This is a genomic window from Marinomonas communis, from assembly GCF_004363305.1.
GTDB lineage: Bacteria > Pseudomonadota > Gammaproteobacteria > Pseudomonadales > Marinomonadaceae > Marinomonas > Marinomonas communis.
On record NZ_SNZA01000003.1, the window covers coordinates 58,367 to 71,627 of the forward strand.

11 protein-coding genes are annotated in these 13,261 nt (G+C 47.9%); 9 read left to right on the forward strand and 2 right to left on the reverse strand.

What is annotated here, in order from left to right; all coding sequences use genetic code 11:
* Positions 1-66 precede the first annotated feature (66 nt).
* Positions 67-747, forward strand: coding sequence for a hypothetical protein (locus tag C8D85_RS09330; protein ID WP_133561995.1), 681 nt, complete (start codon positions 67-69; stop codon positions 745-747).
* Between the two features lie 55 nt (positions 748-802).
* On the opposite strand, the gene C8D85_RS09335 is transcribed toward C8D85_RS09330, so the two are convergent.
* Both C8D85_RS09335 and C8D85_RS09340 read right to left on the reverse strand, forming a co-directional pair.
* A complete protein-coding gene (locus C8D85_RS09335) occupies positions 803-1,606 on the reverse strand; it encodes a DUF1338 domain-containing protein (RefSeq protein WP_133561997.1) in 804 nt (267 codons plus the stop codon).
* Between the two features lie 151 nt (positions 1,607-1,757).
* Positions 1,758-2,606, reverse strand: coding sequence for a LysR family transcriptional regulator (locus C8D85_RS09340; RefSeq protein ID WP_133561999.1), 849 nt, complete (start codon positions 2,604-2,606; stop codon positions 1,758-1,760).
* Positions 2,607-2,760: 154 nt separating this feature from the next.
* Between C8D85_RS09340 and amaB the strand changes: the two genes are divergently transcribed.
* The 8 genes from amaB to C8D85_RS09380 all read left to right on the forward strand — a co-directional run bounded on the left by amaB (position 2,761) and on the right by C8D85_RS09380 (position 13,207).
* Positions 2,761-4,305 (forward strand): L-piperidine-6-carboxylate dehydrogenase, encoded by a 1,545-nt coding sequence (gene amaB / locus C8D85_RS09345; RefSeq protein WP_133562001.1) that lies wholly within the window; start codon positions 2,761-2,763, stop codon positions 4,303-4,305.
* Positions 4,306-4,402: 97 nt separating this feature from the next.
* Positions 4,403-5,674, forward strand: coding sequence for an NAD(P)/FAD-dependent oxidoreductase (locus C8D85_RS09350; protein ID WP_133562003.1), 1,272 nt, complete (start codon positions 4,403-4,405; stop codon positions 5,672-5,674).
* A 141-nt stretch (positions 5,675-5,815) separates the two neighbouring features.
* The gene (locus C8D85_RS09355) at positions 5,816-6,718 is read left to right on the forward strand and encodes a LysR substrate-binding domain-containing protein (protein ID WP_133562005.1); all 903 of its coding nucleotides are present in this window, start codon (positions 5,816-5,818) and stop codon (positions 6,716-6,718) included.
* 92 nt (positions 6,719-6,810) lie between these two features.
* Positions 6,811-8,340 (forward strand): 2,3-bisphosphoglycerate-independent phosphoglycerate mutase, encoded by a 1,530-nt coding sequence (gene gpmI, locus C8D85_RS09360; RefSeq protein ID WP_133562007.1) that lies wholly within the window; start codon positions 6,811-6,813, stop codon positions 8,338-8,340.
* A 21-nt stretch (positions 8,341-8,361) separates the two neighbouring features.
* Positions 8,362-9,495, forward strand: a complete 1,134-nt coding sequence (locus C8D85_RS09365) for a murein hydrolase activator EnvC family protein (RefSeq protein WP_133562010.1) — start codon at positions 8,362-8,364, stop codon at positions 9,493-9,495.
* Positions 9,496-9,521: 26 nt separating this feature from the next.
* Positions 9,522-10,802 carry a S41 family peptidase gene (locus C8D85_RS09370; protein WP_228191475.1) on the forward strand — a complete coding sequence of 427 codons (1,281 nt, stop codon included), beginning with the start codon at positions 9,522-9,524 and terminating at the stop codon, positions 10,800-10,802.
* Positions 10,802-11,749: a divergent polysaccharide deacetylase family protein gene (locus C8D85_RS09375; RefSeq protein WP_133562012.1), complete on the forward strand. Its 948-nt coding sequence runs from the start codon at positions 10,802-10,804 to the stop codon at positions 11,747-11,749. The genes C8D85_RS09370 and C8D85_RS09375 overlap by 1 nt, the downstream gene beginning before the upstream one ends.
* A 342-nt stretch (positions 11,750-12,091) precedes the next feature.
* On the forward strand, positions 12,092-13,207 hold the full coding sequence (locus C8D85_RS09380; protein WP_133562014.1) for a branched-chain amino acid ABC transporter substrate-binding protein: 1,116 nt from the start codon (positions 12,092-12,094) through the stop codon (positions 13,205-13,207).
* The last annotated feature ends 54 nt before the right edge of the window (positions 13,208-13,261 follow it).

Genomic DNA, 13,261 nt, shown 5'->3' on the forward strand with positions numbered 1-13,261 from the left:
ATTATACACGGTGCGTGATTAGGGTACATACTAAAGCCCTGTCTACTTGCGATCAGGAAGAATTCTGTGGCTGTTTTTTGTTGGCGCTGGATGCGCTTTATTTCAACGTCGATCCTTTCTTTAAAGAGTATAAAAGGCGTTTGTTGCATTCTTTTGATGGTGTCATTGACGGCCTGTCAGAGCTTGTCTTCCCAGCAGAGTTTTAAGCAAACCCGTGAGCAGCAGCAAGTTCAGTTAGCGCAGTTGTTAGACAGTCTTTGGCAGAGGGCGCATGTGGTTCCCGCCCTTGAGCAAGGGGCACCCTTGGTCAGTAGTGCTAAAGCGGGTCAAGCGGCGATTCACCAGCAGAATATGCGCAATATTGAGATAGCTAAATCAGCTCTGTCTGAACTGGATCTGCGTGTGTCCGAGCGAAAACAGCATCCACAAACCGGTGATTTGGCGTTGTTAAACATCTCAGAGATTCGTGATCATCAACAGCGACGTTTTCAGGCATCTCCTTTGAGTCTTTATCGAGCGGAACAAACCAAATGGGCGTTTATTGCTCAAGATGGGACAAAGGTTTTGTTGGATGTGGTGTGGAATGAACTAGGGACGCTTTATATAGAAGGGCAGGAGGTGTTGAACTTGTCGTCTGCGTCGTCTGATATCCCCCGTACCGTTGAGGTGTTTTATTATGCGGGCAAGGAGCTGGCACAAGCTTCCTTTACCTTCTCGCTGCAAGTAGAAGTGCCTCGCCTACAATGAAATACGGCCCTTTAAAGGGCCGTAAAAAACACTTTGTACTCACGCTAGAGAGTGCTTATTTAGTGTTAGTTGAGTCGAAGATTTTATCTGCGTTGCCTTCGATAAAGCTGTCAAACAATGTGCCATCAGCTTGTTTGTGACGTAAGGCGAATTCATAGAAGCAGCTTGGGATCGTGCGTGTTTCACCACCAGCAAAGGTCACGTCAATTTTATCTGCCATAGTGGAAGACTGCTGTAGGTAAAGCTCTGGAGAGCCTTTGATTAGGCCGCCAGTGCTGTTCAATGTGTAGCCCTCATCTTGCAGCAGTTGGTTAACGGCTTCGATGGTTGGGAATTTCTTCAGGTGGTTGATGCTGACGGTGAAGTGGTTGGCTTGCATCCCCATGGTGCTTAACCAAGCAGCGTATTCACTGTGTTCCACAAGTGTTAGGTAATCTTCTAGTGAAGGAACATCCCATAGACGTTTTTTCCAAAATACAGCCGGATCAGAGGCCGCGTCTTCTGGGATTTGCGCAACCAGTTTAGCAATAATGTCTTGGCATTCTTGTGGTAGCTCTTCGGTCAGTAGCTCGGATAAGAAGATTTTTGGCGCATCCACTTCGGATGTGTGTTTGTAGCAACGGGCTTTCAGGTGCTTGGATTCAAAGCGGAACGCACCGTAGGCTTCGTAACCCATTTCTTCAAAGATAGGTTGTAGCTTTTCCAAAGAAACCGGTGAGTGGGCAAATGTACGGAAGGCGATGTGGTCGTTGATCACTTCTTCGCCGTGGCTTTTGAATAGTGCTTGAATGCGTTCAGCTTGTGGGGCGATGTCGGTGTAAGTGTCCCAAAGTGATGCGAAAAATTGATTAACTTGCATGAGGCTCTCCTGTTTTTATAAGTTTGGCGATTGGCCGATAACGCCACTTTAGGCCGCCATTTGCTTCCGTGCAAAAGGTAAAAAAGCATTTTGTCATACTTAAAATTCATGCATTAAGTTTGATGAATGCTTTTTACTCAAGCTTAGCTCACTACAAATGGTTGCTCAGTAATTGTTGCTTCACACTTAAGATCGTATTGATCAAATGAGCAGGGAAGCTGGTTTGCTTAGAGTGCGCGATGCCGACCACGCGTTTTAGCGTGACGTCATTAATCGGTCGGATGACCACGTCTTTACGCTCACGCAGAGAGTGTTCTGGAATTAAGGAAATCCCCAATCCTGCTGCCACTAAGTCGAGGGCGTATTCCTCTGTTTTGACCTGCGCCCGCACGTCCATGACGACCCCTTGCTTTTGCATCAGATAATTCCAAGATTCTTGGATGTCGCAGGGCTTACGAGAAATAAACGCCAGTTTGTCGATTTGTTTAATCGAAAGAGAAGGAAACTCTGCTAGCCAGTGGTCGTTGTTCATGGCGATGACATAGTTGTCTTCCCAAAGGGGATAAAACACATCGTCTTCGCTGGTGTAGCTGTTACAAGTAAATCGTAGGTCTGCCTGTTCCGATTCGTCCACTAGGTTGAATGTGAGGCCAGGGATTTCATCCAATAGGGTTTTTAATACTTGTGATACGAGGGCTCCGGATAAGAATGGCGCGAGTGAAATGGACAGCTCCAATGGTGCACTGGAATCGGAGAACATGCTTCTTAGGGCATTCATATCATTGACCATTTTACACGCCTGAGGATACAGCTGCGCGCCACTGTCGGTGGCGGTGACGCCTTTGGAGTGACGCACGAATAACTGTGTACCAAGGTCGTCTTCGAGTTGCGCTAGGGTGGCAGAAATGGAGGGTTGTGCAACGAAACAACGCTTTGCCGCGCCGCTTAGACTGCGTTCTTCGAATACGGCAATGAAGTAGCGCAAGGAGCGAATGTCCATGAATAATCCCCTTGGAGGTCTATGTTTTTCGTTAGTATGGGTTTGGTTATAGGAAAAAGCTAGACCTAAGGTATAAAATCAATATTTCTCATCGATAGGTCATGAGAGTACTGTGAATCTCATTGAAATGAAAAACACTTAATGAGGTTTAACCATGACATTAGCTTGTTTAGAAACATTGGGCGTTAATACGCTAAAGCAGGGCGATACTTTTTACAGTGTCCTAACCGGTAACCAAGTAACGTTGGGCCAAGGCGCTGCATTCTCTGCACACAGCCCAATCGATGGCGCTAAGTTGTCGCAATTTAACAACGCGACGCCAGCACAGCTTGATGCCGTGAATGCTGAACTTCAAGAAGCATTTAAAGCACTACGTGTTATCCCAGCACCACGCCGTGGTGAATTGGTTCGCCGTATCGGTGAAGAAGCGCGCAAATACAAAAACGAATTGGCGCAAGTGATCTCCCTAGAAGCCGGTAAGATTTTGCCTGAAGCACTAGGTGAAGTTCAGGAATGGATCGATGTGTGTGACTTCGCTGTCGGTCAATCGCGCATGCTACACGGTCTATCTATCGTTTCTGAGCGTCCAGGGCACCGCATGATGGAACAATGGCAACCTCTTGGTCCGGTTGCTGTGATCACTGCGTTTAACTTCCCGATGGCAGTTTGGGCATGGAACGCGATGCTAGGTCTAGTTTGTGGCGACCCAATCCTATTGAAGCCTTCTGAAAAAGCGCCGCTTTGTGCCTTAGCCATGTACCAAATCGCACAAAACGTTATCGCTGAGATGCCAGACATCCCAAAAGCGTCTGTTAGTGTCATGATCGGTGGCCGTGATTTAGGCGAAGCGATTTCTTCAAGCCCTGTTTTCCCTCTGGTTTCTGCGACAGGTTCTACGGCAATGGGTAAAGCGGTTGCGCAAACCGTTGCTGCACGTCTAGGTCGTTCTCTACTAGAGCTTGGCGGCAACAACGCTATGATCGTGTCTGAAACGGCGGATCTTGATCTTGCATTGCGTGCGATCGTCTTCTCAGCAGCGGGTACAGCAGGCCAACGTTGTACAACACTGCGTCGTCTGATTGCCCACGAATCGATTGTGGATGGTTTGGTTGAGCGTGTGGCGAAATCTTACGGCACATTACGCATTGGTAACCCACTAGAAGAAGGCAACCTAGTTGGGCCACTTATCGATGAAGGCAGCTTTGCGCGCATGCAAAATGCACTAGAAGCAGCGAAGGCTCAAGGCGGCGAGATCATCTGCGGTGGTGACCGTGTGACTGACGGTGTTCCAGCAGGTGGTTTCTATGTGAAGCCTGCGATTGTTCGTATTGCTCACGATGCGCCAATTGTTCATGAAGAAACCTTCGCGCCAATCATGTACGTACTAACGTACAGCAACTTCGAAGAAGCAATTGAGATCCAAAACGAAGTGCCACAAGGCCTGTCTTCTGCGGTATTCACAGAAAGTATGCGTGAAGCAGAATTGTTTATGTCTCCTGCAGGCTCCGACTGTGGTATTGCCAACGTTAACATCGGTACTTCTGGTGCTGAAATCGGTGGTGCGTTCGGTGGTGAGAAAGAGACTGGCGGCGGTCGTGAGTCAGGTTCTGATGCATGGCGTAACTACATGCGCCGTACGACAAACACGATCAACTACGGTGGTGATCTGCCTCTGGCACAAGGTATCGTGTTCGAATAATCGATACCCGCGTTCCAGTGGTGAAATAGGCGAGTGCTTGCTCGCCTATTTTGGTTTGAGTCTTTTATTTGCCTGTTTTGTTTAAGAGGTCGTCTCTATGTCTTTGCAACCTTGTGACTCTCTGTGGCGCGCCAGTGCGCCGGCTGCTCCCACTCTTAATGCGTTAGATCAGGATCTAGACGTCGATGTGGCCATCGTTGGCGGTGGTTTTACCGGTCTGTCAGCGGCCCTTCATTTGGCTAAGTTTGGTGTCTCAGTGGCACTGGTAGAAGCCGCTGAAGTAGGTTTTGGTGGTTCTGGACGCAATGTTGGTTTGGCTAATGCGGGTCTTTGGTTGGAGCCGGATGACTTAGATCGCCAGTTGGGTGCAGAAGCAGGGCGAGCCTTATACGATGCCTTAGCTGTGGCACCAGATTATGTCTATGGTCTTATCGAAGAATATGGCATTGAGTGTGAAGCAACTCGCAACGGTACCTTGCACTGTGGCGTTGGCAAAGCAGGTTTGACGCAGCTACAACGTCGTTGTGAGCAGATGCAACGACGCGGAGCGCCCGTTGAGCTATTAAATACAGCGGATGCGCAGGCGCGTATTGGTTCTGAAAAATTCAATTCGGCACTGTTTGATCCTCGTGCCGGAACGATCCAACCCTTGGGTTATGCCCGCGGGTTGGCTCATGCGGCAGTCAAAGAGGGTGCTCAGCTGTTTGATCAGTCTCCCGTCGAAAGCATTACGCCTGAGGGAGAGGGCTGGATCGTGAAAACCGCGACCGGAAGTCTCAAAGCACAACGTGTTATCTTGGCGACCAATGCTTACGGCGAATACGGCGTAAAAGACCAAGCACGTAAGTTTGTCCCGATTTTCTACAGTCAGCTTGCGACGAAGCCTCTAACACCAGAGCAGTTGGATGTGATTTTGCCAAACAAAGAAGGCTGCTGGGACACTTGTACGGTGATGAGCTCGTTCCGTATGGACCAACAAGGTCGTCTTGTGTTTGGCGGTATGGGCGGCGAAAAGCATTACCATGCAAGCTGGGCGTCTCAGCGTGTTAAAGAGCTATGGCCTGTGCTGCAAAAAGTAGAGTGGGAGTTTAGCTGGACCGGTAAGATCGCTTACAGTGAAGACCACTTGCCTCACTGCCAACAGTTGCAGCGTGGCTTGTTCAGTGTGGCGGGTTACAGTGGTCGCGGCATTGGCCCAGGTACCATTATGGGCAAAGAGCTAGCGGAATGGTTTACCGACCGTCGTGATAGTCTTTCTGCCCCGATGACAACATTGCGTGATATTCCTTTGCGCGAAGTAAAACGCATGTTTTATGAAGTGGGCGCTCACACCTATCACGTTGGCCAACGTACGCATGTTATTGGCTAATCTTTGGGCCGGATGATTTCGCAATAAAAACAAAGGAATGCGTAATTACAACGCATTCCTTTCCGGTCATAATAGGCGAATGCTGAGACTTGCGGTACAGTTACAGCCTTTCCCTAACTTCAATGTAATAATGGCAAACGAATGCGGAGATACATCCCCTCTTCCACAGCGCTAAAATGTTTCGAAGCGTCTGTTAGACATCTTAGCTTTACCCGTGCAGCGCAGGAGCTTCACCTAACGCAGAGTGCGGTCAGCCGACAAATACGTAACTTGGAAGAGTTCTTGTCCCGTGATTTGTTTATTCGATTGAATAAACGTCTTGTTTTGACCAGCACAGGCGCAGCCTATTACAAAGAAGTCGTGCCATTACTGGACAGCATGGAAAATGCGAGTTTGCGTATGTTGCATCGAGAAGATGAAAAAACCACGCTGACTATCTCCTCATTGCCAACCTTTGCGTCCTACTGGCTCATGCCTAAATTAGTCGCTTTCCAGAAATTGCACCCACAGTTTCAAATTAAAGTTCGCTCCCTCGATGATGCGGCAAAAATCGACCCTGAAAGTATTGATATTATCTTGCATTATGGCGGTGATCATTGGCCTCGGGCGGTGAGTCATCATCTGTTGAATGAGCAAGTGGTCGCAGTCTGTGCGCCAAGTTTATTGGATGGGGCTGACAGTTCCTCCTTTAGCGCTGGGCATGCTCTTGAATACCCTCTGTTGCATCTCTCATCACGAATCAATGGCTGGCCAGATTGGTTAGCGGCCCATGATTTAGAGAGTGATTCTCTAGCTGGCCCTGCTTTTGCCCATTTTCATATGCTGTTAGAAGCGGCGAAGCATGGTATGGGCGTGGCGATTTTACCAACCATTATTGCCGAGCAAAGTCTGTTAGACGGCTCACTTATCGCACCTTTTGGTGCACCGATTGATACACCTCATGAATACCTTCTGTCTTATCCCGGCGATAAGGCTGACCTCGAGCAGGTCGTGACCTTCCGCGATTGGCTGTTGAATAGCGTAGCAGGCGTTAGTAAGAATTAATTACGTCCATAGGCGGTCCTTGGCTGTAAAGCTCTAGGACGCCTATGGTAGTATCGATGTAATGGCCAAATTACAGATCGGGATACGTAATTATGAACAAGAAAACCACGGCATTATTTATTTTAGACGGATGGGGTTACAGCGAAACCTCTACATCGAATGCGATCGCAGCTGCGAACACGCCTAACTGGGATAAGCTTTGGGGCGAGCGTCCTCATACGCTGATCAAGACATCAGGTATGGCGGTCGGTCTACCTGAAGGTCAAATGGGTAACTCTGAAGTAGGTCATATGAACCTAGGTGCAGGGCGTGTGGTCTACCAAAACTTTACGCGTATCAGCAAAGCCATCGACGATGGTAGCTTCTTTGAAAATGAAGCCCTGCTTGAGGCCGTCAACAAAGCTGTGGCGGCGGGTAAAGCCGTTCATATTCTTGGTCTTGTTTCTCCTGGTGGTGTACACAGTCACCACGAACAAATTATGGCAATGAGTGAATTGGCTGCGCGCCAAGGGGCGAAAGCCATTTACATTCATGGCTTTACCGACGGTCGTGACACACCACCGCGTTCCGCTCAAGGCCCGCTTGCAGAGATCGACGCTAAATTGTCAGATCTTGGCGTAGGCCGTATTGCTTCGCTAACGGGACGTTACTTTGCGATGGACCGTGATAATCGTTGGGAGCGTGTTGAGCAAGCTTACAACGCTATTGTACTTGGCCAAGCCGAGTACCAAGCTGAGTCGGCTAAAGCTGCTATTGATGCGGCGTACGAGCGTGATGAAAACGATGAGTTCGTAAAAGCGACTGTCATTGGCGAATCGGTTGCGATTGAAGATGGCGATGCGGTGATTTTTGCTAACTTCCGTCCTGACCGTGCGCGTCAATTAACTCGTGCCTTTACTGACGCGGACTTTTCTGGCTTTGAACGCAAAGCAGTACCAAAGCTTGCAGGTTTTGTGACGTTTACCGAATATGCTTCAGACATCAATGCGTCAGTTGCTTACCCGCCTGTGGCATTGAGTAACACACTCGGTGAAGTGCTGTCGAAAACAGGTAAAAAGCAACTTCGCATCGCTGAGACAGAGAAGTACGCTCACGTTACCTTCTTCTTTAACGGTGGGGAAGAAGCGGTGTTTGATGGCGAAGAACGTGAATTGATTCCATCTCCTGATGTCGCAACATACGATCTAAAACCGGAAATGAGCGCGCCAGAAGTCACTGACAAGCTGGTTGAAGTGATCGAAGCGGGCAAATACGACACCATCATCTGCAACTTTGCGAACGGCGATATGGTTGGCCACAGTGGTATCTTCGAAGCGGCTGTTGCTGCAGTGGAAGCTGTGGATGCATGTTTGGGTCGTATTCTTGTGGCGCTTGAGAAAAATGGTGGCCAATGTTTGATTACGGCCGACCACGGTAACGTTGAACAAATGTTAAGTGACGATGGCACGCAGCCGCTGACTTCTCATACACTTGAGCCAGTGCCACTAGTGTTGGTGACATCAGAGTCAAACTGGTCTATCAAGGAAGGCGCTTTATGTGACATCGCACCGACCTTGCTAGAGATGATGGGCATGGATGTGCCTGCAGAGATGACGGGCCACAGTCTATTGGTACGCTCTTAATTAATGACAAAGGGAATCATCATGGGGTTTAAAGCCTGTTTGTTGATGCTCATGGTTATGTTGTCCAGCGCAAGCTGGGCAGCGGAACCGAAAACACCCGAAGAAGCACGCCAGCAGATCCAAGCGTTACAGCAAGATCTGGCTAAGTTAAATGGTTGGCTCAAAGAGCTTAAAAGCGAACGTTCGAGTGTCGAACAACAGCTTGAAAGCAAAGAGAAAACGATTAATGACTTGTCTAAGCGAATTTTGGAGTTACAAAAAAGCTTAGAAAAAGGGGCGCAGCAACTGCAGAACTTGCAAACGCAGCAACGCAGTCTTCAGCAAAGCATTCAACAGCAATACCAACAGATAGCCGCCCAACTTCGGGCGGTTTATCGTTCTGGTAGCAGCGAAGGCGTTCGCTTCCTACTGGATGACCTCCCTGTCGATGAGTCCATGCGCTTAATCCACTACAACCGCTACTTTTCCACTGCCCGCCAGTCTCTTATCAACGGCTTTAGTTCAGAAGTCGATGATCTTAATTTGATCGAGAAAAGCATTCGTAGCCAACGCGCTCAAATGGTTCAAGAGCAGTCTGACCTGGAAAAACAGCAAGCGCGAGTACGCGAAGAACAAAGCCAACGTGAAAAAATATTGGCGAAAATTGAAACTGATTTAAATTCTGGGGATCAAAAAGCCAAACGCTTGCAGCAAGACCAGGCGCAAATGCAGTCCTTGCTAAAACAACTAGAGCAAGCCTTGGCAGATATACAGATTCCTGACCAAGAAACCCCATTTGGCTCACAAAAAGGAAAGTTAATTCCGCCTCTTAACGTGATCAAACGTATGCCAGATAATTCACAGATCAATTTAGGCGGCGTCACATTAGCAGCCAGTACTGGAGACAATGTCCGCGCAGTACACCATGGTCGAGTGGTGTTTTCCGATTGGATGCGTGGTTTTGGTTTCTTGATTATTTTGGATCACGGCAGCGGCTACATGTCGTTATACGGCTACAATCAAAGCTTACTCAAAGAAGTTGGAGAGTGGGTTAACGCCAACGATGTCATTGCGACAGCGGGCAGTTCTGGTGGTCGAAATGTATCCGGACTGTTTTTTGCCATCCGTCATAATGGCGAGCCGGTTTCAGCACTGTCTTGGCTTCGTAAGGGCTAGTATCAATATTGAATAAGGATTTGAACATGGTTGCTTTCACTCGTCACCTAGTCATGGGAGTGGCTGGAGCACTATTACTGAACTCTGCTTGGGCCGCACCTGAAATGGAAGCTGAGCCAGCACCGATCCCATTGGCGCAGATTCAGACGTTTGTTGAAACCTTCGAAACCATTAGCGCAGGCTATGTCGAAGCCTTGGATGATGAAGCGATCCTCAATAAAGCGCTTAAAGGTATGGTGTCCTCGCTAGACCCTCACTCGGAATATCTGACCAAAGAAGAAGTTGAAGCATTTGATGAACAAACCTCAGGCAACTATGCCGGTATCGGTATTGAAGTTGAGATGGTCGAAGGCAAACTAACCGTGGTCTCTCCGATTGATAACTCCCCAGCCGCGAAGGCGGGTATCAAAGCGGGGGATGTCATTATACGTATTAACGATCAGTTGGTATCGGGCACCAGCTTGCAAGAAGTCGTGACTTTGATGCGCGGCAAGCAGGGCACGGAAGTCTTACTGGATATTGATCGCGATGGTGAAATCAAACAATACTCAATCAAACGTGCGGAAATTGAAGACAGCAGTTTAAGTAGTGAATGGCTGGGCAACGACATTGCTTACATTCGCGTGAGTCAGTTTTTAGGTAACTCTGCCAAAGACTTTAGGAAAGAGCTGACGTCGCTTCAGGCGGAGCATGCAATCAAAGGTTTAATCATCGATTTGCGCAATAACCCAGGCGGGGTGTTACAGAGCGCGGTTGGTATGGTCGATGCGTTGATTGATGAGGGAATGATTGTCTATACGGATGGGCGACACGAGTATTCAAAAACAGAGTTTAAAGCCAGTGCCGACACAACCTTGCTCCCAAATGCACCGTTAGTCGTGTTGGTGAACGAAGGCTCTGCATCGGCTTCTGAAGTGTTGGCTGGTGCGATTCAAGATCATCAGCGTGGCTTGATTTTAGGTACTGAAACATTCGGTAAAGGCTCGGTGCAGACAGTTGTACCTTTAACCAGTGGTGCAGCAGTCAAGTTAACCACCGCTCTCTATTACACGCCTAATGGCCGTTCAATTCAGGCGCAAGGTATCATGCCTGATATGGTTATCCCGCAGGCTAAAGTAGAGGTTGAAAAAGGGCGCTTTTTCATCAAAGAAGCCGAATTGAAAGGACATCTTGGCAACGGTACGGGTGGTAAAGAGCGCACCAGCTCAGATGTAGACAATAAGTTAAACGAGTTGGCGACGAACGATTTTCAATTATTTCAGGCGTTTTCCGTATTGCAGAGTGCGCAGCAGTTTTTGGTTCATTAATGTTTAAACGCAGTATTGTTTTAGGTGTTTTGTTAGGCTTTTCGTCGTGGTCATGGGCTGGAGCAGACGAGATAGATGTGACGCAAAAGGATTTGTTGCCTTTTCCTAAGTTAGATCAGGTGCCATCTAATACTCAAACAAAAGGGATGTTTCCTTTTGTATTACCTGCTCCAGAAGCGTCGCACCCTTGGCCGCCTTTATTTAAAAAGTCTTCCAAAGAAGAGGTGGTGCAGTCAACAGCAGCAGATCCTGTCATTTCACCTAGCGCGATGTCAGAAATGGATGCTTTACCAAAGCCTCCTAAGATCGCGGTGGTCATCGATGATGTGGGTTATAACCGGAGAGGGATGGATGCCTCATTGGCGTTGCCACTGCCTGTCGTGTTGGCGATCTTACCGGAAACGCCCTACGCTAAGAAAGCCGCAAAGAAAGCGAGGCTACAGGAGCGCGTCATCATTTTACATGCCCCTATGGAAAATGAGCGCGAGTTGAAACTGGGCCCCGGTGGCTTGTATGTCAAAATGGATGAACAATCCTTTAAAGCAACGCTGCGTGCGGATTTAGACAGCGTGCCCAATGTAACAGGGGCTAATAATCATATGGGTAGCTTGCTCACCACACATAGACAACATATGGAGTGGGTCATGGATGTTATGGCAGAGCGTTCATTGTTCTTTATTGACAGCTTAACCAGCGCTAAAAGCGTGGCCCATGTGGTAGCTACCGAGAGAGGCGTGCCGACAGTGACTCGTGACGTATTTTTGGATAATGTGCGTACGCAAAAGGCGATTGATTTACAATTCCAAAAGCTACTTAAAAAGGCTCACGAACATGGCAGTGCTATCGCCATAGGGCACCCTTATCCTGAAACAACTGACTACTTACAAAAGCGATTAAATACTCCGCTTTCTGCACAATTAGTGACCATAAATCAGCTGCTAAAATAGCGACATTTGTGCGCTCAGCCTCGTCACTATCATGCTGGATTCTTACTTTTGACTGCATTTTGGTACTGATATCAGTCAAAAATCTCATGCGAAAGCCTGTTATCAGGCTTTTTGTCTGATTTTTTATACTTTTTTATTCAATCTATATTCTCATTTTCTTGCCCACTTATTGACCGCTTTTTATTCAAAGAGTATGGTTTGTGTTCACTGGTAGTGCACAATTTAAAAACTATTTCCGTGATTCTTGCATTTTTATAGCAATTTATAGGGATGTGAGTTTCTGGAACGCTTCTTGCTATTTTTAGAATAACGATAAAACCAAAATGAGTAGGAGTTCATAGCATGTCTAAAGCAGTTGTTAGAAAAACGCTTATTTCATTAGCTGTCGCAAGCGCGGCGGCTGTTGCACAAGCGGATGTGGTAATTGGTGTTGCGGGTCCTCACACAGGCGCTTATGCAGCGTTTGGTGAGCAACTATGGCGTGGTGCTGAAAAAGCCGCTATGGATATCAATGCGAAAGGTGGTATCAATGGCGAAATGATTAAGCTTGTGAAAGCCGACGATGCGTGTGAACCAAAACAGGCGGTATCGATTGCTAACCGTCTGGTTGACTCAGATGAAGCCGTGGCGGTTGTGGGTCACTTCTGTTCGTCTTCTTCTATCCCTGCGTCTTCTATCTATGAAGAAGCTGGTGTACTGATGGTGACGCCTGCTTCGACAAACCCTACTCTGACCGATCGTGGTCTACCAAATGTGTTCCGTGTTTGTGGTCGTGATGACCAACAAGGTGACGTGGCAGCAAGCTACATTGTGGGTGATTTAGGTGCGAAGAAAGTTGCCATCATTCACGACAAAGACACTTATGGTAAAGGTCTAGCGGATGCAATGAAGGCGACAATGAACGCCTACGGCCTAGAAGAAGTGCTATACGAAGGTTTGACTCGTGGTGAGAAAGACTTCAACGCGCTTGTGACTAAAATTCGTTCTGTTGACGCAGACGTAGTCTACTTCGGTGGTCTGCACTCTGAAGCGGGTCCACTAGTACGTCAAATGCGTGAGCAAGGTCTAACAGCGAAATTTATCTCTGGTGACGGTATCGTGTCGGATGAGTTCGTGTCAGTTGCTGGCTCTCCAGAATACGTAGATGGCGTATTGATGACATTTGGTGCGGATCCAACCTCATACCCTGCTGGTAAAGAAGTGGTTGAGCAATTCCGTTCTGAAGGCATCGAGCCTGAAGGATACGTAATGTACTCTTACACTGCGATGCAAGTCGTGGCTTCTGCTTTAGGTGCAAACGACCTTGATCCTGTTGCTGCATCTGAATGGCTACACAGCAACAAAGTTGACACTGTAATGGGAACTAAGCAGTTCGACGATAAAGGTGACTTGTTGGTATCTGACTACGTAATGTACGAGTGGGATGCAAACGGCAAATACTCAATGATGGATAACTAATCATCGCCATCGATTGATTTTAGAGGCGCTAGATAGCGCCTCTTACTCCCCCTG